The 23,679-nt window shown below is 62.7% G+C and carries 24 protein-coding genes and 1 pseudogene; 15 read left to right on the plus strand and 10 right to left on the minus strand.

Annotated features, from left to right (window positions below; all coding sequences use genetic code 11):
• The first annotated feature begins 339 nt into the window (after window positions 1–339).
• The 3 genes from paaY to feaR (ACIOMR_RS04535) all read left to right on the plus strand — a co-directional run bounded on the left by paaY (window position 340) and on the right by feaR (ACIOMR_RS04535) (window position 2,906).
• Window positions 340–930 carry a phenylacetic acid degradation protein PaaY gene (paaY, locus tag ACIOMR_RS04525; RefSeq protein WP_003208885.1) on the plus strand — a complete coding sequence of 197 codons (591 nt, stop codon included), beginning with the start codon at window positions 340–342 and terminating at the stop codon, window positions 928–930.
• A 61-nt stretch (window positions 931–991) separates the two neighbouring features.
• Window positions 992–1,915 (plus strand): phenylacetic acid degradation operon negative regulatory protein PaaX, encoded by a 924-nt coding sequence (gene paaX / locus ACIOMR_RS04530; protein ID WP_003208883.1) that lies wholly within the window; start codon window positions 992–994, stop codon window positions 1,913–1,915.
• Between the two features lie 76 nt (window positions 1,916–1,991).
• Window positions 1,992–2,906 (plus strand): transcriptional regulator FeaR, encoded by a 915-nt coding sequence (gene feaR / locus ACIOMR_RS04535; protein ID WP_003208881.1) that lies wholly within the window; start codon window positions 1,992–1,994, stop codon window positions 2,904–2,906.
• Window positions 2,907–3,036: 130 nt separating this feature from the next.
• On the opposite strand, the gene ACIOMR_RS04540 is transcribed toward feaR (ACIOMR_RS04535), so the two are convergent.
• From ACIOMR_RS04540 to ACIOMR_RS04565, 6 genes are all read right to left on the minus strand, one after another.
• Complete coding sequence (locus ACIOMR_RS04540; protein ID WP_087694284.1) at window positions 3,037–3,558, minus strand: cytochrome C; 522 nt, start codon at window positions 3,556–3,558, stop codon at window positions 3,037–3,039.
• Between the two features lie 124 nt (window positions 3,559–3,682).
• On the minus strand, window positions 3,683–4,204 hold the full coding sequence (locus ACIOMR_RS04545; RefSeq protein ID WP_003208877.1) for a methylamine dehydrogenase light chain: 522 nt from the start codon (window positions 4,202–4,204) through the stop codon (window positions 3,683–3,685).
• A 19-nt stretch (window positions 4,205–4,223) separates the two neighbouring features.
• A complete protein-coding gene (gene mauD / locus ACIOMR_RS04550) occupies window positions 4,224–4,844 on the minus strand; it encodes a methylamine dehydrogenase accessory protein MauD (protein ID WP_003208875.1) in 621 nt (206 codons plus the stop codon).
• Between the two features lie 3 nt (window positions 4,845–4,847).
• Window positions 4,848–5,387 carry a MauE/DoxX family redox-associated membrane protein gene (locus ACIOMR_RS04555; protein ID WP_003208874.1) on the minus strand — a complete coding sequence of 180 codons (540 nt, stop codon included), beginning with the start codon at window positions 5,385–5,387 and terminating at the stop codon, window positions 4,848–4,850.
• Between the two features lie 12 nt (window positions 5,388–5,399).
• Window positions 5,400–6,548 (minus strand): amine dehydrogenase large subunit, encoded by a 1,149-nt coding sequence (locus ACIOMR_RS04560; protein ID WP_003208872.1) that lies wholly within the window; start codon window positions 6,546–6,548, stop codon window positions 5,400–5,402.
• Window positions 6,549–6,892: 344 nt separating this feature from the next.
• Window positions 6,893–8,017 (minus strand): sensor histidine kinase, encoded by a 1,125-nt coding sequence (locus tag ACIOMR_RS04565; protein ID WP_177036947.1) that lies wholly within the window; start codon window positions 8,015–8,017, stop codon window positions 6,893–6,895.
• A 211-nt stretch (window positions 8,018–8,228) separates the two neighbouring features.
• Here ACIOMR_RS04565 and ACIOMR_RS04570 point away from each other — a divergent pair, with 211 nt between their 5' ends.
• The 9 genes from ACIOMR_RS04570 to feaR (ACIOMR_RS04610) all read left to right on the plus strand — a co-directional run bounded on the left by ACIOMR_RS04570 (window position 8,229) and on the right by feaR (ACIOMR_RS04610) (window position 16,072).
• A complete protein-coding gene (locus ACIOMR_RS04570; protein WP_102368716.1) occupies window positions 8,229–9,377 on the plus strand; it encodes an acyl-CoA dehydrogenase family protein in 1,149 nt (382 codons plus the stop codon).
• Between the two features lie 17 nt (window positions 9,378–9,394).
• Window positions 9,395–9,766 (plus strand): hypothetical protein, encoded by a 372-nt coding sequence (locus ACIOMR_RS04575; protein ID WP_003208867.1) that lies wholly within the window; start codon window positions 9,395–9,397, stop codon window positions 9,764–9,766.
• A 3-nt stretch (window positions 9,767–9,769) separates the two neighbouring features.
• A complete protein-coding gene (locus ACIOMR_RS04580) occupies window positions 9,770–10,240 on the plus strand; it encodes a nuclear transport factor 2 family protein (protein ID WP_401192484.1) in 471 nt (156 codons plus the stop codon).
• Complete coding sequence (locus ACIOMR_RS04585; protein ID WP_401192487.1) at window positions 10,237–11,364, plus strand: amidase; 1,128 nt, start codon at window positions 10,237–10,239, stop codon at window positions 11,362–11,364. Before ACIOMR_RS04580 ends, ACIOMR_RS04585 begins: the two co-directional genes overlap by 4 nt.
• 24 nt (window positions 11,365–11,388) lie before the next feature.
• Window positions 11,389–12,672 carry a Rieske 2Fe-2S domain-containing protein gene (locus ACIOMR_RS04590; protein WP_003208861.1) on the plus strand — a complete coding sequence of 428 codons (1,284 nt, stop codon included), beginning with the start codon at window positions 11,389–11,391 and terminating at the stop codon, window positions 12,670–12,672.
• Window positions 12,669–13,160 (plus strand): aromatic-ring-hydroxylating dioxygenase subunit beta, encoded by a 492-nt coding sequence (locus tag ACIOMR_RS04595; protein WP_008431075.1) that lies wholly within the window; start codon window positions 12,669–12,671, stop codon window positions 13,158–13,160. Before ACIOMR_RS04590 ends, ACIOMR_RS04595 begins: the two co-directional genes overlap by 4 nt.
• Before the next feature lie 139 nt (window positions 13,161–13,299).
• Window positions 13,300–14,040: an SDR family NAD(P)-dependent oxidoreductase gene (locus tag ACIOMR_RS04600; RefSeq protein WP_003208858.1), complete on the plus strand. Its 741-nt coding sequence runs from the start codon at window positions 13,300–13,302 to the stop codon at window positions 14,038–14,040.
• A 100-nt stretch (window positions 14,041–14,140) separates the two neighbouring features.
• On the plus strand, window positions 14,141–15,091 hold the full coding sequence (locus ACIOMR_RS04605; protein ID WP_401192492.1) for a PDR/VanB family oxidoreductase: 951 nt from the start codon (window positions 14,141–14,143) through the stop codon (window positions 15,089–15,091).
• Between the two features lie 60 nt (window positions 15,092–15,151).
• Window positions 15,152–16,072, plus strand: coding sequence for a transcriptional regulator FeaR (feaR, locus tag ACIOMR_RS04610; protein ID WP_023658728.1), 921 nt, complete (start codon window positions 15,152–15,154; stop codon window positions 16,070–16,072).
• 260 nt (window positions 16,073–16,332) lie between these two features.
• On the opposite strand, the gene ACIOMR_RS04615 is transcribed toward feaR (ACIOMR_RS04610), so the two are convergent.
• Window positions 16,333–16,938, minus strand: coding sequence for a response regulator transcription factor (locus tag ACIOMR_RS04615; RefSeq protein ID WP_102368721.1), 606 nt, complete (start codon window positions 16,936–16,938; stop codon window positions 16,333–16,335).
• A gap of 219 nt (window positions 16,939–17,157) precedes the next feature.
• On the opposite strand from ACIOMR_RS04615, the gene hpaC reads away from it, so the two are divergent.
• The gene (gene hpaC, locus ACIOMR_RS04620) at window positions 17,158–17,670 is read left to right on the plus strand and encodes a 4-hydroxyphenylacetate 3-monooxygenase, reductase component (protein WP_003212611.1); all 513 of its coding nucleotides are present in this window, start codon (window positions 17,158–17,160) and stop codon (window positions 17,668–17,670) included.
• 130 nt (window positions 17,671–17,800) lie between these two features.
• Here the strand turns inward: hpaC and ACIOMR_RS04625 are convergent, their stop codons facing one another.
• The 3 genes and pseudogenes from ACIOMR_RS04625 to ACIOMR_RS04635 all read right to left on the minus strand — a co-directional run bounded on the left by ACIOMR_RS04625 (window position 17,801) and on the right by ACIOMR_RS04635 (window position 21,318).
• Window positions 17,801–18,631, minus strand: a complete 831-nt coding sequence (locus ACIOMR_RS04625) for a methyl-accepting chemotaxis protein (RefSeq protein ID WP_371132386.1) — start codon at window positions 18,629–18,631, stop codon at window positions 17,801–17,803.
• A 24-nt stretch (window positions 18,632–18,655) separates the two neighbouring features.
• A pseudogene (locus tag ACIOMR_RS04630) lies at window positions 18,656–19,942 on the minus strand (HAMP domain-containing protein); the annotation flags it as partial.
• Between the two features lie 53 nt (window positions 19,943–19,995).
• Window positions 19,996–21,318: a hypothetical protein gene (locus ACIOMR_RS04635; RefSeq protein ID WP_401192496.1), complete on the minus strand. Its 1,323-nt coding sequence runs from the start codon at window positions 21,316–21,318 to the stop codon at window positions 19,996–19,998.
• 226 nt (window positions 21,319–21,544) lie between these two features.
• Between ACIOMR_RS04635 and ACIOMR_RS04640 the strand changes: the two genes are divergently transcribed.
• Both ACIOMR_RS04640 and ACIOMR_RS04645 read left to right on the plus strand, forming a co-directional pair.
• Window positions 21,545–21,934 carry a cytochrome c family protein gene (locus tag ACIOMR_RS04640; RefSeq protein ID WP_003212617.1) on the plus strand — a complete coding sequence of 130 codons (390 nt, stop codon included), beginning with the start codon at window positions 21,545–21,547 and terminating at the stop codon, window positions 21,932–21,934.
• Between the two features lie 13 nt (window positions 21,935–21,947).
• Window positions 21,948–23,438, plus strand: a complete 1,491-nt coding sequence (locus ACIOMR_RS04645; RefSeq protein WP_008431084.1) for an aldehyde dehydrogenase family protein — start codon at window positions 21,948–21,950, stop codon at window positions 23,436–23,438.
• The last annotated feature ends 241 nt before the right edge of the window (window positions 23,439–23,679 follow it).

Raw genomic sequence — 23,679 nt, forward strand, 5'->3', positions numbered from 1 at the left:
ACGCTCGGCGGTCAGCCGGCTCATTATTGGATCGGCGTGGTCAGCCGGTTTTGCCGGAGTATAGCTTTAACGTGATACATAAATGCAACGATAAAATTGATTTGGTGTGTCTTGTTTTGAGTTTGATGAAAATGAACTGCTCGCTGTGCTGGTCGGTAAATACCTGATAAATCCCCTATTTTATTAGCTTTACGTCGATTATCAGCGGCACCGTATCAAGCCACGGCGACACATGATTCAAGCGATACGCTTTTTCAGCTTTGTGCTTGTAAAAATGATGTGATACAAAATAAGCCAAGATCGGCATCGCTTTGCGAATACGCCATAAAAGGAATCCCCATGACTTGCTACAGCCTCGACGGCCTCACCCCGGTGGTCGACCCCACGGCCTACGTCCATCCCTCGGCGGTACTGATCGGCGACGTGATCATCGGCCCCCATTGCTATGTAGGGCCGCTGGCGAGTTTGCGCGGCGACTTCGGGCGCATCGTCCTCGAAGAAGGCGCCAACCTGCAGGACACCTGTGTGATGCACGGCTTCCCGGACAGCGATACGGTGGTCGAGCGCAACGGCCATATCGGCCACGGCGCCGTGCTGCACGGTTGCCGGATCGGCACCGATGCGCTGGTGGGCATGAATGCGGTGGTGATGGACAACGCCCGTATCGGCGCTCGCTCATTCGTCTCGGCGGCGGCGTTCGTCAAAGCCGGTTTCGAGTGCCCTGAGCAGTCGTTGGTGATGGGCGCGCCGGCCAGCGTCAAGCGCAGCCTCAGTGATGAAGAGGTGCACTGGAAACAAACCGGCACCCGTGAATACCAGCGCCTGGCTCAGCGTTGCCTGGAGCAGATGCAGGAATGCGCACCCCTTAGCGCACCGGAAGCTGATCGCCCACGCATCAGCGACAGCGGCCTGCGGCCCAAGGGCAGATGAATCGCCTGCATCCCGACGCCGCTAAAAACGGTATATTTTCTCTTTTTGCCTCGGTACGCCCATGTCGTCACTGACACCCCTGAACCAACTGATTACCCGCTTCCAGGAGCAGACGCCGATTCGCGCCAGTTCCTTGATCATCACCTTGTACGGGGACGCCATCGAACCCCACGGCGGGACGGTGTGGCTGGGCAGCCTGATCCAGTTGCTCGAACCCATCGGCATCAATGAACGGCTGATCCGCACCTCGATCTTCCGCCTGACCAAGGAAGGCTGGCTGACCGCCGAAAAAGTCGGGCGCCGCAGCTACTACAGCCTGACCGGTGCCGGGCGTCGGCGTTTCGACAAGGCCTTCAAGCGGGTCTACAGCTCCAGCGTGCCGGCATGGGATGGCTCGTGGTGCCTGGTGATGCTCACGCAGTTGACCCAGGACAAGCGCAAACAAGTGCGTGAAGAGCTGGAGTGGCAAGGTTTTGGTGCGATTGCCCCGACCGTGCTGGCCTGCCCACGCAGCGACCGCGCCGACGTCAACGCCACCTTGCTCGACCTCGGCGCCCAGGAAGACACCATCGTCTTCGAAACCACCGCCCAGGATGTACTGGCCTCCAAGGCCCTGCGGGTGCAGGTGCGCGAGAGCTGGAACATCGAGGAGCTGGCGGCCCATTACAGCGAGTTCATCCAACTGTTCCGACCGCTCTGGCAAGCGCTTCGCGAGCAGGAACAGCTACAGCCTGCGGATTGTTTCCTGGCACGGGTCCTGCTTATTCATGAGTACCGCAAACTGCTGCTGCGCGACCCGCAATTGCCCGATGAATTGCTCCCCGGCGATTGGGAGGGCCGAGCCGCCCGCCAGTTGTGCCGCAATATTTACCGGTTGATCTACGCCAAGGCCGAGGAATGGCTGAACAGCGCGCTGGAAACTGCCGACGGCCCGTTGCCGGACGTTGGCGAAAGCTTTTACCGGCGGTTCGGAGGCCTGAAATAAGGAGCGACGCTGTTCAGGAGAACGGGTGGAGTAATGTGGCGTAGAGAATAAAAATAAGCCTGCGTGAGGCCTGAACATGATGTCTTCAATTGCACAGCGCTGTGATGGATTCGACCAATGGATCCATCAGATCAATCAGATCTGTGGCGCATTCGATGGGCAGATCCTGGGGGATGGTTTTTCCGGGCAGATCCGCGAGTACCAGAGCGGCGCGCTGAAACTCAGCTTTGTCGACGCCTGCCAGGCTCGCTTGTTTCGTACCCCCAGCCAAATCGCGGCGGGCGAGGGCGGCAAGTACTTTGCCGTGTTCCAGCTCGACGGCACGGCCGGCATGGCCCAGGGTGACAGCAAGGCGCTGTTGCGCGCCGGCGACATTACCCTGATCGATGCGGCGCACCCCAGCGACTTCACCTACAGCGAGAATTCGCGGCAGTTGTCGTTGATCCTGCCGTCGTACCTGGTGGAGCAGACCTTGCGTTTCAACCCGGTCAAATGCGGGCACCGGATCGAGGCGACGTCGCCGATGGCGATGCTGTCCCGGCAGCTGATTCTGGAGGCCACCCGGCAAGACAACCTGACCTTGCAGGAAAGCGAGGCGACGCTGGAGGCGATCATCAACCTGCTGCGCCCGGCGATCAGCCAGGCGGGCGAGGGCAGCGACGCCCATGAGCGAGTGTTCCGCAAGACGCTGGAGTGCATTGACCAGCACATTCGCTCCGAAGAGCTGTGCCCCGAGTGGCTGGCGCGGGAGGTGGGGATGTCGGTGCGCGGGCTGTACCGGATCTTTGCCCGCAAGGGCCTGGTGGTGGCGCGGTACATCAAGAACCGACGGCTGGATTTGTGTGCTGAATCCCTGCGCCAATCCAGGGTGGAGGAAAAGCTTTCGGTGCTGGGGTACTCGTGGGGGTTTTCGGATTCGAGTTATTTTTCGACGGCGTTCAAGTCACGGTTCGGCATTGCGCCGGGTGAGTACCGCAAACAACACGCCTGATCAGAGGATACGCCGATCAAAAATGTGGGAGCGGGCTTGCTCGCGAATGCGGTGGTTCAGTTGATGCATTGGGTGACTGACACACCGCATTCGCGAGCAAGCCCGCTCCCACATTTGGATCGCGTTTCGTTCAGTTGGGCATTCCATCTTCAATCGCAATCCCTTGCGCCCGCATTTCCTTGATCAAACCCGCCCTTGTGCCCGGCAGATTGAGCATCGCTTTGTGCCGCAATTCGGTGACTTCCTCGGCGCTATAGGGCTTGTAATCCACCGGCGTACTCTTGCCCGCCATCCCGTCCGGGCGCATCAGCCAGTTCAGCAAATCCGCCAGTTGCCCATCGTTCAGCGCCGACTGCGACATCCCCGGCACCCTTACCAAAAACTCCCGACCGCCTGGCACCTTCAGAAAGTTGCCGACGAACCCGGTCATCCTCGGTGTGTCGTTGGCCGCCGAGCCCATGCCGCTGCCCAGATGGCAGCCGGCACACTGCAGCTGATAGTTTGTCGCCACGCTGTACCCGGCCTGGGCGATCGGCGTTTGCGGCGACTCATTGCCCGGTGCGTGCTTCTGGTTTGGATTGGGAATGGCCCGAGCCTGGGCGAGCGGGGTGGCGAAGACACACATCAAGCTCAGCAAAAACAACGTACGCATGACAAGCCTCTTGCACTGACCTGTGGCGAGGAAGCTTGCTCCCGTTGGGCTGTGCTGCGGCCCCAAGATCTCTGGGAGCGCTTCGCACTCCAACGGGAGCAAGCTCCCTCGCCACAAGGGTGGGTTAAACCGCGACGCCGCGAATGATCGAGACCGTGCAGTGGTAGATGTGGGATTTGGCCGCCAGGCACCAGTTCACATCGTTGTTGTTGAACGGCCGGTATGCCGGTTCCTCACTGTCGTTACGCGTGCACGCGCACTGGGCGCAGCTTTGCTTACCGCAGCAGTCGTTATAGGAAATGATGTAGTCCTTGCCATCCGCCGGGTTGCGGCAGGTGCCGATCCAGGTCACCTGGGACGCCTCGGTGCCCGGTGGGCAGGAGGTCACCGAACCGCCACAGCAACTGCACAGGAAACCGTCGATGGAGCAGTAGCGCCAGTAGTCGCAACTGTTCGGGTCGCCCGGGTCACCGGCTTTCGGGTTATCGGCAGCCAGCGCCTTGCTGGTGCGGTCCAGGGGCAGCAGCAGGGGCAACGCGGCGCCTGCGACCATCAGCGAACCCATACGGGCCAACAGTTTGCGTCGCGACGTGGTGTCGGCCAGGCGACGGGTCGAGCGCTCGAATAACAGATCCAGCAATTTCATGAGAGTCTCCCTGCCTTAATCAGTGGCTATGGCCGTGGCTGTGGTCGTGGGGCTGCGGCTGGCTGTTGAGGTATTCCTGCAGCGTCGCGCTTTTCAGGTGTTCGACTTCGAACAGGCTGTCCAGGTGCTCGCGGGAATTGACCAGGCCCTTGGCGCGCAAGGTGCCGCTCTTGTCGATCAGCGCGGCATACGGCAGCTTGCCGATCTGGTAGGTCATGCCGACTTCCGGGCCGACCACGTAGGTGACGTCGTCCAGCTTGTGTTCGGTGATCAGCGCGTGCTGGGCTTCCATGTCGCCGTCGCTGATAAACACCACGTCGAGTCGGTCAGCCTGTTCCCTGGCGATGGACTTGATCGCCGGCAACAGGGATTTGCAGATCGGGCAGGTGGGCGAGAGGAAGAACAGCAACTGGTTCTTCTCACCGGCATAGCCGAAGTTCACCGGGCGGCCTTTACGGTCGGAAGCGGTGACTTGCGGGGCCGGCTCATTCACCGCCACGCCCTTGTCGACCATCAGTGCGCCGGCCGGGGCGATGCGCCCGTGCAGCACACCAATCTGGCGCACCAGGCCCATCACGGCAAACGCCAGCGCCAGCAGCAGTACCCACAGCAGTACGTTGGAAACAATAAGGCCTTCCATTGATCACCTACCAATCAGTTTGAGCAGAAGAGGGGAGTTCGCCAGCAGGCCATCGGCTGCGGCGTAAATCAGCAGCGCGACGGCGCTGGCGGCGACGGTGACGAAGCCGTCGAAAAAACCCAGGTCACGGGCAATCGGCAGCACGCTGGCCAGCAGGGCCACGGCCACCAGTGCGCCGTTGCGCAACAGCAGGATCGGCCGCAACGGCTGCGCCTGGTCGGGGCCTGCGCAGCCGCAGTCGATGTCCCGGCGGCCGCGCCACAGGTTGATGCCAATGGCGGCGGCGTACAGTGCAATCAGGCCGGCGGCGCCGAGGGCGGCCCAGGAACGGCTGGCCGGCACCAGCAGGGCAAAGGCAATCACCAGTTCCAGCACCGGGATTACCCGGGCGGCGGGGCGAGTCACTGCCTCTGGCAGCAACTGGTAATCGGCCAGTTGCCGGGCGAAGCGTGCCGGTGCGCGCAACTTGTGGGTCGCGGCACTGGCCAGCAACACCGCGATGGCGAGGGCGCTGGCAATGATGAAGATCGGGTCGATATGCATGGCCGAACCTCTTTAGTAGCTCATGATCTGGGTTGCGGTCTTCGCTACCTTGGCCATGCTACCGGTGAGTTTGTTGGTCTTGAGGTCGAAGATCTGCAAGCCGCCTTCGACGTCGGCGCCCAGCAACAGGGGCTTGTCGTCGCCGGTGGCCTGCATGCTCCAGACCGGGGTCGGGGCTTCCAGGGTGGCTATCTTCTTCATGGTCTTGAGGTCATAGGCCCAGATGATGGTGCTCGGGTCTTCCCACTTCATCGGCTCGTGGTTGTCGTGCATCAGCACGTACATGCGGTTGAGCTTTGGTGCCACAGCCATCAACTGCCAGCCACCCGGGGCCCAGCCGGTTTTCTTTTCCGCATCGGTGGTGAGTGACCAGGACGGCAGGATTTTCGGCTCATCGCCGGAGAAATCTACCGGGCGGATGGTGCCGGTGGTGGTGGTGAAGTAGTAGGTGTCGCCCACGTTCACCGCGCGTTCGTTGAGCTTCTCGGCGTTGGGGTCGAAGAAGTGCGTGCGGTTGCGCGAGGTTTCCTGACCCTGCTCGTTCAGCGTCACCACTTGCAGGCTGCCGTCGCCGCACAGGGAGGCGAAGCGGCGAGTGCCGACCGGGTAGTTGAGTACGCAGCCCGGGATCGCGATTTCGGCGGTGACGGAGCGGGACTGGGTGTCGACCACGGTCACCGAGGTGGAGGGTGTGAAGTTGTAGACGTAGACGAAGCGGTCATCGCCGCTGGTCTTCAGCCCATAGCGCTGGGTCAGGGATTCGGCGCGTTTGTTCGGGATCAGCACTTCCCAGGCGGGCGACAGGCTGGAGCTGTCCCAGGCGGTGAGCACATCGGTGCGATCGCCCCGGGTGCCGCGGGAATAGTAGATGTCGGCGCTGTACAGGGTCTTCTGGTCGTGGCTCAGGGCCGAGGGCGCGGCGAAGCCGGTGGGGACCATGCCGAGGACGCGCTTCTTGTCGGGATCTACCACGGTGACGCGGCCGACCACGAAGCTTTCGAATTCGACGTCTACCACGAATGCGCGGTGGGCTTCCGGTGGAAAGGCCAGGGTGGTCTGGCCGATGGTGTCTGGCGGTAAATCCGCCTGGGCGCTGTTCAAGCCGAGTACAAGCAGGCCCAGACCCAGCGCTGACTGTACGTTGATCCTGTTGCTTCGCATTAGGGGCACTCCCTGAATTATTGTGTTTTGCTAATCGCGGGTGCTTTGGCAGATTCTTGCAAGTGGATTCTGCCTTGTGGGGCGATTGCAAGAATTGTTGTGTCTGCCAAGTGGTTGTGTGTCTGTGCCAATGGTTTGGGGAGGGGGGTATATCGGTTATTTTTGTTATGGCAGAAACGGGTTCCGCTCTTGCAGCGGCTCACTTTTGAACAGCCCTGTAGGCGCTGGCTTGCCGGCGATGGTCGTTAACGATGACGTTGGCATCCTGAATAAACGCGGCGACCTCACGTTTTTCGCCGGCAAGCCGGCTCCTACAGAAAAGCCGCTTCGCAAATGCCCCAATCTCACGACCCCACCAAAGGCAACGAAAAACTGAACACCGCCCCACACGGCTCCAGATTCTGCGCCCAGATATCCCCCTGATGCCGACCAATGATGTTCTTGCACAACGCCAGCCCAATCCCGTTACCACCCACCTTCGACGAAAAGAACCCGTCAAAGATTTTCTCCCGCGCCACGGCCTGAATCCCGCGCCCACAATCCTCTACACTCAACCGCGCCACGTTTCCATCCCGGCAGGCATGCAACCGCAGCACCCGACGCTCCACGGGCAGCTCACTCATCTCTTCAATGGCATTGAACGCCAGGTTCAGAATCACCTGCCCAATCAGCACCCTCTCGCACTGCACCATCAGCGGTTGCGCGCTCGGGACGATCTCCAGCCGCACCTGACTCGGCTCGGCCCGCAGGCTGATGAAATATCGGGTTTCCTGCAGCAACTCATTGAGGTCCACCCACTCCGCGCTCTGCTCCAGCTTGACCACATAATCACGCACACTCTTGATGATCGTTGACGCATGCTCGACCTGCCGCACGGCACTTTGCAGCCCCCAGTTCACCCCCTGGTCGGCACTGTGGGTATCGCCCAGACGAATCAAAACCCCCTCGATAAAGTTGCGCGTGGCCGCCAGTGGCTGGCTCAACTCATGAGCAATCGCCACCGCCATCTCGCCCATGGCGTTGTATCGGGCCAGGTATTCAAGCTGCTGTTCACTGACACGCCGGGCTTCCTCGGCGCGGATCAGGTCCCGCTTCACCTTGTCTTCCCGGGAAATATCACGGAACTGCACCATCAGCACGTCGCGCCCGTCCAGGTGCACCAGCGTCGCGACCGCTTCCGAAAGAATCTCCACCCCGGCCTTGGAGCGATAACACCACTCGATGGTGCGCTGGCCACTGCGGGCCGCGCGCTCAAGCCAACGCAGGCCGATGGAGCGCTTGTACTTCGGTGCGTCCCGGGTCATGTCCGGGGCCTTGAGCGGGATCAGTTCTTCCAGGGTAAACCCCAGCGCCGACAGCGCCGCGGTGTTGGCCCAGAGGATGTCCTTGCTCTGCGCATCGTGAAGGATGGTGCAGATCGGCATGGCTTCGATCAGGGTGTGGAAATCATTGTTATTGGGTAGGTACATCGCGTAGCCCTTGGCGGTGGAGGGGACGACTACGGTGGCAAGTTATACCGGTTTGCATCCGGGGGCACGCTCAGAAGTAATCGGGGGCGCACTAGGGGATTTCTTTAGCCGGTGGGCTGCACGCCCCAATAGTTGACGGTGGTCGGGCTTTTTACACTGGACCTATCAACGCCCGACACGGCGTCCATAACAACTACAACGGAGAAAGCCCATGCTGCGTTCGGCCCTCGTGCAACCAGACGCTTTACCCGACGTGCAGCCCGCGCTGTTCCAGCAGGTGCTCGATGAAGTGCGCCAGCGCCGCGACGAGTTCGACGCCGGCTCCCACGTGCCACGGGACATGATCGAACGCTTCAAGCAGGTGGGCATCTACCGGGCGGCCACGCCGCGTTGTTTCGGCGGCGATGCCCTGGCCCCCGCAACGTTCTTGCAGATGATCGAGCGCATATCCGAAGCCGATGGCTCCGCCGGCTGGGTCGCCAGCTTCGGCAGCGCCGGCGTCTATCTTGCGGCCTTGCCCCAGGAAACCCTCGCCGAACTGTATGCCGACAGCCCCGATCTGGTGTTTGCCGGTGGCCTGTTCCCGTTGCAGCCGGCGGAAACCGTCGAGGGCGGCTGGCAGGTCAACGGCACCTGGAAGTTTGCCAGCGGCTGCAAAGGCGCCGACCTGCTGGGCGTGGGCATCGGTGCGGCGGGCGGCAAGCCACGCACTGCCGTGTTCAAGCCCGGCCAGGTTGAAATCATCGAAAACTGGGACGTGGTCGGCCTCAAGGGCACCGGCAGCCATGACCTGCGAGTTACCGACCAATACATCGACGAGCGCTGGACCTTCATCCGTGGCGGCGCCGCCACCATCGACGAGCCGCTGTTTCGTTATCCCTCGATTGCCTACGCCGCCCAGGTGCTGGCGGTGGTCAACCTCGGCCTGGCCCGCGCGGCCCTCGATGAAATCAGCGCCATGGCCAGCGGCAGCGGCATCACCGGCGCACCGAAACTGGCGGACCGCGCCTACGTGCGCATCGAAATCGCCAAGGCCGAAGCCCGGCTGAGCGCCGCTCGGGGCTTTTTCTACGGCGCCACCGAACAAGTGTGGAACTCGATCCTCGCCGGCAACCCGGTCACGGCCGAGCAAACCAGCCTGTTGCGCCTGACCGCCATTCACGTGTCCCAGGCCGGCGCCGCCGTGGTGCAAAGCGCCTACAGCCTGGCGGGCACCACCGCGATCTACCTGCGCCACCCGCTGCAACGCTACCTGCGCGACGCCATGGTGGTGACCCAGCACGCCTTCCTCAGCGAAGGCCTGTACGACGGCGCGGGCTCGGTGTTCCTCGGCGTTCCTCCATTTCCTGGCTACATCTGACTTTCAAGGATCAACCCATGTCCCAAGCCACTCAAGAACCGCTGCGCGTCGTCTTCTGCATCGGCATCACCCAGAACTTTTTCGACCTGCCTACCGGCGAAGGCCTGAGCGTGTGGAAAGGCTTCAGCCAGATGATGGGCGACCTCGGCGCCATGCCGGGCATCAACGTGCTGGGGGCGATGGATGACGACCGCTTGATGGTCGGCCCGTCGACCACCTCGCCGTGGACCGTCTACATCATGGCCGACGTCGACTGCCACCAGTCGGTGATCGACGCCTGCAACCTGTTCCGTACCACGCCGGTGGGTGAATACAGCCTGTGGCGCTACGCCAAGGTCGAAGCACGGATCGGCCGCCCGCTGACCATTCCCGAAGCGGCCAGGGTGTGAGCCATGGACCTGTTGCAGCGTGTTGAAACCCTTGAAGGGGAGAGCCAGGTAAGGCGCTTGATGGCGCGCTACATGGACCTGTGCGACGTGCCCCGGGCGGCGACCAACGTTCGCGAGTTGGCCGAGTTGTTCACCGTGGATGCGGTGTGGGAAGGCATTGGCACAAGTACCGCGCAGACCTTCGGCCAGCATCGGGGGCGCGACGCGGTGGCGGTGTTTGTCGGCAGCTACCTGCCACCGTCGGAACACTTTGCGCTGAACCTGCATTACCTCACCAGTGAGTCGATCCAGGTAGACGGCAGCGTGGCTGCAGGGCAGTGGATCATGCAACAGATTTCCACCTACGCCGACCAGCGCAGCGAGTTGTTCGGCACGCGGCTGACCATCGATTTTCGCCGTGTCGACGGCACCTGGCTGATCGCGCATTTCCGTACGCAGCGCCTGTTCAATAGCATGTTGGGGGTGAACCCATGAGTACCTTCGTCAGCGAATTTTTACTCGGTGGCAGCGGCCGACGCGTGGCCATCAAGGATTCCATCGACATCGCCGGGTATCCGACCCGCTCGGGCAGTCGTGCCTTTGCCGATGCTCCGCCGGCGACGCGGCATGCGCACGTGGTGCAGGCGGTCCTGGATGCCGGCTGGCAGATCGTCGGCAAGACCAGCCTGCATGAACTGGCATTTGGCGTCACCGGCATCAACGACTGGAGCGGTACGCCCGTCAATCCCCAGGCGCCAGACCGCGTGCCGGGCGGCTCCTCCAGCGGTTCGGCCGCGGCGGTTGCGGCGGGCCTGGCGGATATCGCCATTGGTACCGACACCGGCGGCTCGGTGCGGGTGCCGGCGGCGTGCTGCGGGATTGCCGGGTTGAAACCGACCTATGGCCGAGTCAGCCGCATTGGCGCGCAACCGGCGGTATCCAGCCTCGATTGCGTCGGGCCGTTCGCCGCGAACATGCAGGACCTGATTGCCGCGATGCAGGTGATTTGCCCGGGTTTCCAGCCACAGGCGGCGCCGTCCGGCAGCGTGCCGGTGGGCTTTCTGGATGTGGCCTGTGAGCCATGGCTGAAGGCGAGCCTGATGGCTGCCGTCGACGCGGCCGGCTGGCGTCAGCAGCGTCTACATCTGGACGACTTTGACACGGCGTTCGGCGCCGGCCTTACGGTGATTAACGTCGAAAACTGGGCAGCCTTCGGTCACCTCACAGGCAAGGGCCTGATCGGTGCGGATGTCGAACAACGCTTGTTGGCTGCCAGCCGCACCAGCGCTGCTGATTTGGCCGCAGCCGAAGTCGTGCGCACCCGCTTCAGCCACCAGGTGGACGCCGCGCTCGAAGAATTCTCCGTGTTGCTGCTGCCGACGATGCCGGACCTGCCGCCGACCCTGGCCGAAGCCCGCAACGGCAGCCAGGCCGTGGCCCGCATGACGCCATTGGTGCGGCCATTCAACCTCAGCGGCCACCCGGCGCTGACGGTGCCGGTGACCCTGGCCGACAGCGGGCTGAAGGTGGGGCTGCAGATTGTCGGCCGCAAGGGCCAGGACGAATGGGTGTGTGCCCTCGGCGCACAACTGCAGCAGAGCATCACGGCTCGCCAATAAGAACAACGCCTTGAGGAGGGCTCCATGAGTACCCATGAATACCGGCTGATTGCCAAATCGAAAAGCCTCGACGAGTTGGTCAAGCACGATCGCGTCGACGTCTCGCTGTACAACGACCCGGCGCTGTTCGAGGCCGAACTGGAAAAGATCTTCTACCGCACCTGGGTCTGGGTCGCCCATGAAAGCGAAGTGCGCAACAGCGGCGACTTCAAGACCGCGACCATTGGCCGGCGCCCGGTGATTGTGGTGCGCGACAAGAAAGGCGCGATCAACGTGCTGGAAAACCGCTGCCGCCACCGTGGCGCCACGGTTTGCGAGAAGCACAAGGGCAACGCCACCGGCTTCACCTGCCCGTATCACAGCTGGTCCTATGGTTTGGACGGCAAGCTGCGGGCGCTGCCTTACCCGGACGGCTACGAAGGCATCCTGGAAAAGTCCGAGTTACCCCTGACCAGCCTGCGGGTGGACAGCTACGCCGGGATGGTATTCGCCAGCTACAACGACGATATCGAACCGTTGGCCGACTTCCTCGGCGGCGCCAAACACTGGATGGACCTGTTCATGAAGCAGGGCGCCGGCTACCCGATCAAGACCCAGGGCGAACACAAGTTCAGCTTCAAGGGCAACTGGAAGATCCAGCTGGAAAACACCACCGACGGCTACCACTTCCCGATCGTGCACAAGTCGTTCATGTCGTCGGTGGACGCCGAGACCTCGGAAATGCTCTCGTTCATGACCGACGAGCAGGCCGTCACCCATTCCCTGGGCAATGGCCACAGCGTGATGGTGATGGTGCCCGAGCATGTCGACCTGGACCACGACGACGGTACCGAGCAGTTGCAGGAGCGTTTCGCCCACGTCACCGAAGAACTGTCGAAAACCATGGAGCCGGCCCAGGTGCGACGCATCGTGCGCTCGCTGCACGGTGCCGGGTTCAACCTCAACCTGTTTCCCAATGTCGCCATGTCGATGTCGTTCTTCCGGGTGCTGCGCCCGGTGTCGGTCACCGAGACCGAAATCCGCCACGTCGCCCTGGGCATGGAGGGCGGCCCACAGGTTGCCAACCGCGAGCGCCTGCGCATCCACGAACACTTCCAGGGCCCGTTCGGCTTTGGCAGCCCCGACGACGCCGAAGCCTGGGACCGGGTGCAACGCGGCTCGTATGCCGGCGTTGACGCACCGATCCTGGTCAACCGTGGCCTGAACCGCGAAGTGCTGGCCGACAACGGCGACAAGGTATCCCACGCCACTGATGAAGGCGGCATGCGCGGGGCCTATGACATGTGGAAAAGGATGATGAGCCAATGAACACCCTGACTGGTTTTACCGCACCGCTGGCCCAGGCCATCGAATTCATCTGGCGTGAAGCCGAACTGCTGGACCACAAGGACTACGTGCAATGGGCCGCGTTGTGGAGCGAGAGCGGGCGCTACGTCGTGCCGATCGACCCGGACACCGAGGATTTTGAAGCCAACCTCAACTACGCCTATGACGATGCGCGCATGCGTGACCTGCGCATCGAACGGCTGACGGCGGGGTATTCACCGTCAGCGGTGGATGCGGCGAAAACCGTGCGCAGTGTCTCGCGATTCACCCTGGTGGAAGCGGCGGGCGAGGTGGTGGAGGTTAACTGTGCGCAGCTGCTGTACGCCTACAAGCGCGGAGTACACACGCCGTTTGTGGCCGACCTGAATTACCGCATCCGGTTCAGCGCCGGGGTCGCGACCCTGGAGCGCAAGGTGGTGCGGCTGATCAATTCCACCGACAGCCTGAGTGCGCTCGGCTTTCTGTTGTAAGCACGATTCAAACAACGACACAAAACCAATGTGGGAGCGGGCTTGCTCGCGAATGCGGTGGATCAGTCGCCACATGCATTGACTGACACACCGCATTCGCGAGCAAGCCCGCTCCCACAGTTGAGATGAGGACATTCTGATGAACCGAATCGCGCTTGTAACCGGCGCCTCCCGTGGCCTCGGCGAATGCATCGCCCGGCGCCTGCACGCCGCAGGCTACCGCGTGGGCCTGGCGGATGTGCACCTGGACGGCGTGCAGCGCCTGGCCTCTGAACTCGACAACCGCGGCGAAACCGCCGTCGCCATCGAGCTGGATGTGCGCAACAAGGCCGATTTTATTCGCGCCCGGGACTTGCTCAGCGAGCGCTGGGGCGGCACCGATATTCTGGTGAACAACGCCGGGGTGTCGAAAGTTGCGGCGCTGATGGACATCACACCCGAGGAATTCGACGAATCGATGGCGATCAACCTGCGGGGCACGTTCGTGGCCTGCCAGGTGTTTGGTGCGCATTTCGCCGAACGAGGGTTCGGGCGCATCGTCAATATCGCCTCCCTCGCCGGGCAAAACGGCGGCACTGCCACTGGCGCGCATTACGCCGCGGCCAAGGGCGGCGTGGCTACGCTGACCAAGGTCTTCGCCCGTGAACTGGCGCCCCGGGGCGTGACGGTCAACAGCATTTCGCCAGGCCCGCTTGATTTGCCGGTAGTGCGCGAAACCGTGGCGCCGGAGCGCCTGGAGCAGATCCTCAAGATTATCCCGACGGGCACCCTCGGCGACCCGCACACCATCGCCGACACCGTGCTGCTGTTGATCGCCGACCACGCCGCCTCGATCACGGGCGCGTGCTGGGACATCAACGGCGGGCTGTTCATGCGCTAGTCATCGCCGAAGAGAGTGGGCCTGCTGCGCAGTCCAGCGGGAGCAAGCTCCCTCGCCACAGGTTAGCGTTCAACCGAAACAACAGGATTCAGGTGCTGCAATGATGAAGGTGAAGATCGAACGCATCGTCGATGAAGCGCTGGATATCCGTTCCTTTCGCCTCGTGCGCAGTGACGGCCAGCCCCTCGACAGTTATGAGCCCGGGGCCCATGTGGACCTCACCGGGCCAACCGGCGTCACCCGCCAGTATTCGCTGTGCAGCCCGCCCCACGATGGCCGCGCGTACCTGGTGGCGGTGAAGAAAGAGGCGCAATCCCGTGGCGGCTCCCTGGCCCTGCATGAGCAGGTGCGGGAGGGCATGGAACTGGAGATGGGCGCGCCGCGCAACCTGTTCCGCCTCGACCCGGAGGCGCCGGCCCATGCGCTGTTTGCCGCCGGTATCGGGGTGACGCCGCTGTTGAGCATGGCCTATCGACTGGCCGACAGCGGCCAGCCGTGGCGCCTGCACTATTTTGCACGTTCGGCGCAGTACGCGGCGTTTACCCAGCTGTTGGCCGATACATTCGGCGAGCATGTGCAGTTTCACTATGGCGTCGAGCCGGGCGCGCTGGATGCGGCCTTGAGCGCCTGCCTGGAGCAGGCGGGCGCGGCTGCCCACGTCTACACCTGCGGCCCCGCGCCGTTCATGCACAAGGTGGTGGAAGTGGCGGCCCGCAGCCGTCCCGAGGAGGCGATTCACCTGGAGCACTTCCAGGCCGACCCGGCGGCCAACGCCGGGCCCAGCGGTGGTTTCGAGGTGGAGCTGGCCAGCTCCGGCGTGGTGCTGCAAGTACCGGCGAATACCAGCCTGGTGGACGTATTGCAGGCCCACGGTTGCGACATCGACACCGAGTGCCGCGAAGGCCTCTGCGGCACCTGCATTGTCGAGGTGCTGGAAGGCGTGCCCGAGCACCGTGACAATTGCCTGTCGACCAAGGAGAAGGCCGCTAACCGGCAGATTTGTGCGTGTGTTTCCCGGGCGGTTTCCGCTCGTCTGGTATTGGATATTTGATCGGCGCTACCCGTAAGATTGCTGGGACCAAAAAAATAAAAAACGTGAGGCCTTGCGGTCATGATGAGTTCAACGGTGCAACGTAACGAATCGTTCGAGCGTTGGTTACAGCAGGTTAACCAGGCCTGTGGACGCTTCGATGCCAGGGCCCTGGGCGCGGGGTTTTATGGGGAGTTGAGCGAGTTTCGCAGCGGCGCGATCAAGCTCAGCGTGGTCGATATGGCCCAGGTGCATCTGTATCGCAGCAGCAAGGAAGTCAGTACGGGCAATGAAGGGCACTACTACGCGGTGTTCCAGTTGCAGGGCAGCGCACAGCTGGAACAGGGCGACAACCGTGCGCAACTGGGCTGCGGTGACATCGCCCTGATCGACGCCTGCCGCCCCAGTGACATGACCTACCACGACAACTCCCGGCAATTGTCGCTGATCCTGCCGCGCCAGGTGGTGGAGCGCGGTTCGCACTTCACGGCGGTCAACTGCGCGACGCGGATCTCGGCGCGCACGCCGTTGGCGCTGATGGCCAGCCAGATGGTGCTCGACACCCGCCAGCAAAACGACCTGGGCATGCAGGAAAGCGAAGCCGTGCTGGATGCATTGGTCAGCCTGCTGCTGCCGGGGATCAGCGCCCGGGACAACGGCGTGGACACCCAGGAACGGCAGTTTCGCAAGACCATCGCCTACATCGATGCGCACATCGGCGCCGAAGAACTCTGCCCCGAGCTGATCGCCCGGGAAGTCGGGGTGTCGGTGCGCGGGCTGTACCGGATGTTTTCCAAGCGCGGGCTGGTGGTGGCGCAATACATCAAGCACCGACGCCTGGATTTCTGCGCCGAAACCCTGCGCCATTCGCCGGCGGAGCAGAAGCTGTCGGCACTCTGTTATGCCTGGGGCTTCTCCGACTCCAGCTACTTCTCATCGGCGTTCAAGTCGCGCTTCGGCGTGTCACCGGGCGAGTACCGCAAGCGCTATAGCCATCATTGATGCGTGCCGCTCCCGAACCTGGAATGCATTTTCCTGTGGGAGCCGGGCTTGCCCGCGATGCAGGCCACTCGGTCTGACAGGTACACCGCCGCGATCCCTTCGCAGCCTCGCTGAAGCTCGACAGCTCCCACATTGGAATGAGGTCAACTGTGGGAGCTGGCTTGCCTGCGATGCAGGCCACTCGGTCTGACAGGTAAACCGCAGCGATCCCTTTGCAGCCTCGCCAAGGCTCGACAGCTCCCACATTCAATCATCGCGCCCTAGGGATACAACACCTCGCGGACCAGCATGGCGATGCTGGTCACGCCCATCTTTTCCTTGATCTTGGTGCGGTGCACGTCAACGGTCTTCACGCTGATGTTCAGCTCGCGGGCAATCACCTTGCTCGCCTTGCCGTCCACCACCAGCATCAACACTTCTCGCTCCCGGCTCGTCAGCAGCGCCAGCTTGCCTTGCAGGTGCTCGCGCTGTTCCTGGTCGGCCTGGGCCTGTACAGCGGTCTTCAGTGCGGCCTGGATGCGGTCGATCATCTGTTGCGGGTTGTAGGGCTTCTCGACGAAATCCAGCGCGCCGTTTTTCATTGCGGTGACCGACATCGGTATGTCGCCGTGGGCCGACACGAAGATGGTCGGCAAGGTACTGCCGCGCCGGTTGAGGATCTCCTGCAACTGGAAGCCGCTGGTCTGCGGCATGCGCACGTCCAGCACCAGGCAGGCGGGCTGGCGCGGGTCGTAGTGCGCAAGGAACTCTTCGGCCCCGGCGAAACATTGGGCCTTTATGCTGACCGACTCCAGCAGCCAGGCCAGCGAGGTACGCAGGTCTTTGTCGTCATCAACGATGTAAACAATCGGTGTGCGAATTTCCATCAGGGACTGCCACGAGAATTTCTAATTGTTGTTTTCGCACGCGGGCACGCTGCGGCGGACATTGGCTCATCTGTGGAGCCTTGCCAGCAGAATACCCAGTGTGAACGGCCCTGACGATAAAGAAACCACCTAGTCGGCATGGGGATCGTCTGAATGGTCGCGCCGCACGGGGCGTCTTAGTCTTGTGGCATCACCCACGGACCGTAAAGGGGCACCGACATGGCCGACCTGAGCCAGCAGCAAATCGACTTTCGCAACGCCATGGCGCAACTGCCGGCCGCGGTGAACATCATCACCACCAACGGGCCGGGCGGGCGTTGCGGGATCACGGCGAGTGCGGTGTGCTCGGTGACGGATTCGCCCCCCACGGTGTTGGTGTGCGTGAACCGCGGGAGTGCGACCCATGATGTGTTCCGTACCAATGGGCAGCTGTGCGTGAACGTGCTGTGCGGGGAGCAGGAAGAGCTGGCGCGGCACTTTGCCGGGATGACCCAGGTGCCCATGGCGGAGCGGTTTGCCTGGGACCTGTGGGACGGAGGCGAGGCGGGGGTACCGGTGCTGCGGGATGCGCTGGTGCAACTGGAAGGGCGTATCAGTGAGTGCAAGGAGGTAGGGTCGCATTCGGTGATGTTCGTGGAGTTGTCGCGGGTTGGGGTGCGGGGGCAGGGCGACAGCCTGGTGTACTTCAACCGGCTGTTTCACCGGATTGAGCATGCTGGCGCCCATTGCTGAAGGTTCAGGAGATCAAATGTGGGAGCGGGCTTGCTCGCGAAGGCGGTGTATCAGAAACCTATTCAGTGGCTGACACTCTGTCTTCGCGAGCAAGCCCGCTCCCACATGGGGCCTGCGGGGCAGTTGTTGGTCAGATGCGGAAGCTGCCCACCAGCTGATTCAAGCGTTCCGCTTCACGCTCAAGCTCGGTACAGGCCTGCAGCGTCGACTGCAGGTTTTCCACCCCGGCCTGGTTCAGCATATTGATCTCGGTAATGTCCACATTCAGCGCTTCCACCACTGACGTCTGTTCCTCGGTCGCCGCCGCTACCGACTGGTTGACGTTATCAATCTCGCCAATCCTCTGCGTCACACTGGCCAGCCGCGTACCCGCCAGGTTGGCGATGCTCACGCTTTCCTCGCTGTGCTGCTGGCTCTCGGTCATGGTGCTGACGGATTCCCGTGCGCCCACCTGCAACTCTTCGATCATCTGCTGAATCTCCAGCGCCGACTCCTGGGTGCGATAGGCCAGGCTGCGCACCTCATCGGCCACCACCGCAAACCCGCGCCCGGCCTCACCGGCCCGGGCCGCTTCAATGGCGGCGTTCAGTGCCAGCAGATTGGTCTGCTGGGAGATGCCCTTGATCACCTCCAGGATTTGCCCGATGTTCACCGTCTTGTGATTCAGCGCATCGATGTGCACGCACGAGGCGCTGATCTTGCCCGACAGTTCATTCATCACGGCAATCGTGCGCTCCACCACCTGGCGCCCGTCCTCAGCCTGTTGCCGGGCGCCGGAGGCTTGCTGCGACGCATCGGAGGCATTACGGGCGATTTCCTGGGCGGCGGCGCCCAGTTCGTTGATCGCCGCCGCGACACTGTTGGTGCGGGTCGCCTGTTCATCGAAGTTGTTCAGCGAGGAATTCGAGGCCAGCAGCACCCGCTTGACCACTTGGTTGACCCCGAGCCCCGCTGAAGACACTTCGCGGATCGACTGGTGGATACGTTCAACAAAACGGTTGAAGGCGCTGGCCAACTGGCCGATCTCGTCCCGGGATTGCACCTCCAGCCGCCGCGTCAGGTCGCCTTCGCCACGGGAAATGTCCTCCATCACCCGGGTCAGGGTTTGCAGCGGCCGAGTGATGCGCAGCGCGGCGTACCAGATCAACAGCAGGCCGAGCAGGGCCGAGCCGCCACCCAGCAGCAGTTCCAGGGCGGTGCTTTTCACCCCTTGGGCATCGAGTTGCTGTTGCAGCGCAGTGACCGGCGCCAGCAGCACCGACTGCGGCACGCCCACCAGAACGCCCCACGGTGCGGCACCGGCAATCGGTGCCAGCGGTTCGAGTAGCTTGATTTGCTGTTGATCGACAAAGGTTTGCGGTTGCCCCTGGCGCAACGCGTCCAGTACCTGGGCGCCATCGTGCATGACTTCGCTGATCGGCTGCCCGAGGCGGCTGGCGTCCTCGCTGTAGGCGGAAATCACGCCTTTGGGGCTGACGATGCTGACTTGCCCGTGGCCGTCGAACAGTTGCCCGGCGCTGGTTTGGCTGGCCTGTTGCAAGGCCGCCAGGTTGATGTCCAGGCCAATCACCGCGATCACCTTGCCGTGCTCCATCAGCGGGAACGCAATGCTGGTCACCAGCTTGCGGCTGCCGGAAGCCTCGTCGAAATACGGCTCCAGCACACAGGCCCTGGCGGTGTCGCGGGCGCAGGTGTAGAAGGCGTTGTACGGCGCGCCGCTGGGGCCGGGCGAGGTATTGGCCAGCAGCGCTTCGTCGCCGACTACCGCTGTCAGTTCACCCGGGGTGGCCTGCACCCAGTATTGGGCGAAGCGCCCGGCCTCGTTGCTGCCGACGGCGGCCTGGTCGACGAAGTGGGCATCGTCACCGTCCAGGGCATTGGCTTCGAAAATGACGTAAATCCCGAGCAGGTCGGGCTTGTCGACCAGGGCCTGGCGCAGCTGGGTATTCAGCTCCTGGCGCAACTCTGGGCGGGTCAGTTTGCCCTGTTGTTGCAGTTGCCGCAGGTACAGCACATAACGCGACAAGCCCTGGCCGTATTCATGGGTTTGCATGAAGGTGCGTTGCACCTGCATGGCCTGAACTTGCCCCAGGGCCTGCATGTGTTCCTTGGCGGCGGCAGCGAGCATGTCGCTGCTGGCCTGGGCCACGTGCTGGCTGCTCTGGTGGGTCTGGTACAGCGACAGGCTCATCAGCAGGCCGACCACCAATAACAGGCAGAGGCCGGCGAGCAGGGCGATCTTGCTCTGGATCGTGAGGAATTTCTTGTGCATTGCGAAGGCCTTGGCCAGGCGGGGCGATGGCGGCGCCACCGCCCCGGCCGGGCTTAGAAGTTAGTGGCGAACACCACTTGGCTGTAGAGGTTTTTATCGTGGTTGCCCAGCTGCGTGCCGCCTTGCTCGGCGCTCTTGTCCGGCTGGTACAGGCCGATCAGCGGCATCACCGTCAGGTGGTCGTTGACGTGCCATTCGGCATACAGGTCCAGCTCGTGGCCGTCGCTGTTGCCGAGGTTGCGGTCGATGGTCTTGAAGTCGAACAACACCGCGCCGACGTTGAGGTTCTGCAGGGGCGAAACCTTGAACGTGACGTTCTGGATGCGTGAGTTGTTGTTGAACGGCCCGGCGTAGTTGCCCGCCACTTCACCCTGGAACCAGGTGCCGTAGCCACGGCTGAAACCGTAGAACAGCGGGTCGAAGCCTTCCGAGAAGCGGCTGTAGCGGTAGCTCACATACGGCGTCCAGGTCACGTCGGAGAAGGTCCAGCCAGCTTCCAGGTACCAGGCTTCTTCGTTGCCGGTGTGGGGCTTGTCCTGCCAGGCGTATTCGCCGGACAGGAACAGGTTGGTCACCCCGGCATTGCCCGTGGCCCGCAGGCTGTAGGTCTTCATGCCATCGCGTTCCAGCTGCGTGGGGGAGGCGTACTGCTTGTCGACGTCGGTGGTGTCGATGTACGTCAGCCCCACGGTGCCTTCGGCGGCCACGTGTTCGAGGGTGGCGACGTACATCTCGGTCTTGGCCTGGGCACGGTTATCGGACTTGAGCCACATCAGGTCGCTGCGCCAGCCGTCCTTGCCGCCCAGGCGCAACACGGCGGTTTCGTCGAAGGCCTTGCGGGCGGCGATGTAGTAGCCGCCGCCGCGATTGAGGTCGCCATCGGCCACGCCCTTGCCGAAGTTCAGCGCGTCGCCGTCAATCAGGAAACCGTCGCCGACCACGATGTTCTGGCGGCCGAAGGACAGGTCCACGCCATTCTCGCCCAGGGCCTCAAACAACTTGCCCGAGCGCCAGCCGAGGTAGGCGTCTTCGAATTTTGTGGTGCGCTCCGAACCGTCGCTGAAACCTGCGGCATCGCCGTCGCCCCAGGTGCCGGAACTCAGCAGGTTGGCCGCACCGTAGGTGGTGCCGGCGCCGCTGAAGCTTTTGTCGAAGCTCAGGCCGTACTTCACGTAGCCCTCGCGCCAGGACGAGGAGCCCTTGGCCAGGCGGCCGGATTGACTGTAGTTCTGCTGGCTGTGGAAGGCACCGAATACCGCTTCCAGCGTGGCGTTCAGATGACTGCTGTCATCGGCGTACAGCTCATAAGCGCCGGCCGGGTTGGCGCCGATCATCAGCGCGAGGGTTGAGAGACGAAGCAAGGGGGACTTGAGCATGGTGTGGCATCCATTCTTGTTCATGACCACAGGGTTGGGGTCTGCCGCGATACTAATGCTGGCGAAGTGACGTGCCTTTTGTCTGGTTGCCAAAGACTTGACTGTGCTTGCCAGAATCCACGGTTTGGCAGCCCGGCCAATACGACTGGCACGCAGGGCAAAACCCGAGCGACCTTGAGCCCTGACAATCGTCGGCAACTTCGATGATTTCCAAGGTCGTTTTTCTATGTTCACTGCACACAGATTTTCCCTGGCCGGCCTGCTGTCGCTGGTCCTGGCCCACAGCGCATTCGCCGCTGAATGCAGCCCTGACCAGAGCCGTGGCGCCCAGGTTTTCGCCAACGAATGCAGCGTGTGCCATGCGGTGGCGAAGGGCGGCGCGACAATGATGGGGCCGAACCTGGCAGGCGTTTACGGGCGTAAATCCGGCTCCCTGGCGGGCTTCAGCTACTCCCAGGCGATGCGTGACAAAAACGTCGAGTGGCAAGCCGAGACCATCGCGCAATTCATCACCCAACCCCAGGCGTTTGTGCCTGGCACCTACATGCCCTACATGGGCCTGGCTTCGGCCGACGATCGCCAAGCGGTCGCCTGCTTTCTCAAAGAACAACATTGAATACAGGTGAATCATGAGCAACGTTGAAATCCTGCCGCAGGTGGCTGCATTCCTGGACCGTCGTCATGGCTGCTTTATCGATGGCCAGTGGGTATTTGCCGAGGGCGAACACATCAAGGTGATCAACCCGGCCACCGGGCAAACCCTGTGCGAAACCCTCGACGCGCCGCTGCACGTGGTGGAGCAGGCGGTGCAGTCGTCCCATGCGGCGTTCAAGTCCCGCGTGTGGTCGGGATTGCGCCCGGCCGACCGTGAGCGGATTTTGCTGAACTTCACCGCGTTGGTTGAGGCCCATGCCGAGGAGCTGGCGCAGCTGGAAACCCTGAGCCAGGGCAAGTCGATCAACCTGGCGCGGGGGCTGGATCTGAACGCCACGGTGGAGTTCATGCGCTACATGTCGGGCTGGGCGACCAAGATCGAAGGGCAGACCTTCGACGTGTCCATCCCTTTGCCACCGGGGGCCAGGTTCACTGCGTTCACCAAGCGCGAGCCAGTGGGCGTGGTGGTGGGCATCGTGCCGTGGAATTTCCCGCTGCTGATTGCGGCCTGGAAATTGATGCCGGCGCTGGCGACCGGGTGCACGGTGATCATCAAGCCGGCGATGGAAACGCCGCTGACGGCGATGCGCCTGGCGGAGCTGGCTCTGGAGGCGGGGATTCCGGCGGGGGTGTTCAACGTGGTGACCGGCGGCGGGGCGTCGGTGGGGGGCGTTCTGACTGCTCATCCGTTGGTGAGCAAGGTTTCGTTTACCGGTTCGACTGCGGTGGGCAAGAGCGTGGGGGTGGCGTGCATGGAGAACATGACGCGGTTTGCCCTGGAGTTGGGGGGCAAGAATCCGATGATCGTGTTGGCGGATGCGGATATTGATAAGGCGATCCAGGGGGCGATCCTGGGTGGGTTGCTGAACAACGGGCAGGTGTGTGCGGCGGCTTCGCGCTTTTATGTGCATCGTTCGGTGTATGACCGGTTTGTCGAGGGGTTGGCGGCGGCGGTGTCGGCGATGCCGTTGGGGGCGGGGATGGATGGTGAGGCGGCGATTAATCCGTTGGTGTCGCGCAAGCAGCAGCAAGGGGTACTGCGCCATATCGAGCAGGCCCGGGCTGAAGGGGCGCGGGTGGTGATCGGTGGGGATGAGGTTGCGGGTGAGGGGTTTTATGTGCGGCCGACGATTTTGGCGGATATCGATCATGGGATGGCGGTGGCCCGGGAGGAGGTGTTTGGGCCGGTGTTGGGGGTGATGGCGTTTGATGATGAGGATGCGGTGATTGAGTTGGCCAATGACAATCGGTATGGGTTGGCGGCCAGTCTTTGGACCAATGATCTGGGTAAGGCGATGAACCTGGTGCCGCGGATCGAGGCGGGGACGGTTTGGGTGAATGCGCATGTGTTGCTGGACCCGGCGATGCCGTTTGGCGGGGTGAAGCAATCGGGGATGGGGCGGGAGTTTGGGCGGGCGGTGATTGAGGCTTATACCGAGCTGAAGTCGGTGTGTATTGCGCATTGATTGGGGGCATATCCGTTATTTAGGTCACGGCGACTTATGGTTTCGCTCTTACAGCGAGTCACTTTGCGGCAAAGTAACCAAAGCGCTCTGCCCCGCCTGTCGGCGCCTCGCCTAGGCTCGGCGTTCCCTCACTCCGGCATTGCTCCGCGGGCCGCCGCGACGGGCCATCCATGGCCCGGCGCGGCTAAACCGGCGTCCTGCCGGTTTACCCGCTGCGCAATACCTGCGTTCGGCCTCGGGC

It is taken from the genome of Pseudomonas sp. NPDC087814, assembly GCF_044742865.1.
Lineage (GTDB): Bacteria > Pseudomonadota > Gammaproteobacteria > Pseudomonadales > Pseudomonadaceae > Aquipseudomonas.

What these genes read in the sequence shown, in the direction of transcription:
- hpaC (WP_003212611.1), top strand. Translation starts at nt 17,158, where the DNA reads ATGGCCGACCTGAGCCAGCAGCAAATCGACTTTCGCAACGCCATGGCG.
- paaX (WP_003208883.1), top strand. Translation starts at nt 992, where the DNA reads ATGTCGTCACTGACACCCCTGAACCAACTGATTACCCGCTTCCAGGAG.
- ACIOMR_RS04635 (WP_401192496.1), bottom strand. Translation starts at nt 21,318, where the DNA reads ATGCTCAAGTCCCCCTTGCTTCGTCTCTCAACCCTCGCGCTGATGATC.
- ACIOMR_RS04590 (WP_003208861.1), top strand. Translation starts at nt 11,389, where the DNA reads ATGAGTACCCATGAATACCGGCTGATTGCCAAATCGAAAAGCCTCGAC.
- feaR (WP_003208881.1), top strand. Translation starts at nt 1,992, where the DNA reads ATGATGTCTTCAATTGCACAGCGCTGTGATGGATTCGACCAATGGATC.
- ACIOMR_RS04585 (WP_401192487.1), top strand. Translation starts at nt 10,237, where the DNA reads ATGAGTACCTTCGTCAGCGAATTTTTACTCGGTGGCAGCGGCCGACGC.
- ACIOMR_RS04570 (WP_102368716.1), top strand. Translation starts at nt 8,229, where the DNA reads ATGCTGCGTTCGGCCCTCGTGCAACCAGACGCTTTACCCGACGTGCAG.
- feaR (WP_023658728.1), top strand. Translation starts at nt 15,152, where the DNA reads ATGATGAGTTCAACGGTGCAACGTAACGAATCGTTCGAGCGTTGGTTA.
- ACIOMR_RS04605 (WP_401192492.1), top strand. Translation starts at nt 14,141, where the DNA reads ATGATGAAGGTGAAGATCGAACGCATCGTCGATGAAGCGCTGGATATC.
- ACIOMR_RS04540 (WP_087694284.1), bottom strand. Translation starts at nt 3,558, where the DNA reads ATGCGTACGTTGTTTTTGCTGAGCTTGATGTGTGTCTTCGCCACCCCG.
- ACIOMR_RS04555 (WP_003208874.1), bottom strand. Translation starts at nt 5,387, where the DNA reads ATGCATATCGACCCGATCTTCATCATTGCCAGCGCCCTCGCCATCGCG.
- ACIOMR_RS04595 (WP_008431075.1), top strand. Translation starts at nt 12,669, where the DNA reads ATGAACACCCTGACTGGTTTTACCGCACCGCTGGCCCAGGCCATCGAA.
- ACIOMR_RS04600 (WP_003208858.1), top strand. Translation starts at nt 13,300, where the DNA reads ATGAACCGAATCGCGCTTGTAACCGGCGCCTCCCGTGGCCTCGGCGAA.
- ACIOMR_RS04615 (WP_102368721.1), bottom strand. Translation starts at nt 16,938, where the DNA reads ATGGAAATTCGCACACCGATTGTTTACATCGTTGATGACGACAAAGAC.
- paaY (WP_003208885.1), top strand. Translation starts at nt 340, where the DNA reads ATGACTTGCTACAGCCTCGACGGCCTCACCCCGGTGGTCGACCCCACG.
- ACIOMR_RS04565 (WP_177036947.1), bottom strand. Translation starts at nt 8,017, where the DNA reads ATGTACCTACCCAATAACAATGATTTCCACACCCTGATCGAAGCCATG.
- ACIOMR_RS04645 (WP_008431084.1), top strand. Translation starts at nt 21,948, where the DNA reads ATGAGCAACGTTGAAATCCTGCCGCAGGTGGCTGCATTCCTGGACCGT.
- mauD (WP_003208875.1), bottom strand. Translation starts at nt 4,844, where the DNA reads ATGGAAGGCCTTATTGTTTCCAACGTACTGCTGTGGGTACTGCTGCTG.
- ACIOMR_RS04560 (WP_003208872.1), bottom strand. Translation starts at nt 6,548, where the DNA reads ATGCGAAGCAACAGGATCAACGTACAGTCAGCGCTGGGTCTGGGCCTG.
- ACIOMR_RS04640 (WP_003212617.1), top strand. Translation starts at nt 21,545, where the DNA reads ATGTTCACTGCACACAGATTTTCCCTGGCCGGCCTGCTGTCGCTGGTC.
- ACIOMR_RS04580 (WP_401192484.1), top strand. Translation starts at nt 9,770, where the DNA reads ATGGACCTGTTGCAGCGTGTTGAAACCCTTGAAGGGGAGAGCCAGGTA.
- ACIOMR_RS04575 (WP_003208867.1), top strand. Translation starts at nt 9,395, where the DNA reads ATGTCCCAAGCCACTCAAGAACCGCTGCGCGTCGTCTTCTGCATCGGC.
- ACIOMR_RS04545 (WP_003208877.1), bottom strand. Translation starts at nt 4,204, where the DNA reads ATGAAATTGCTGGATCTGTTATTCGAGCGCTCGACCCGTCGCCTGGCC.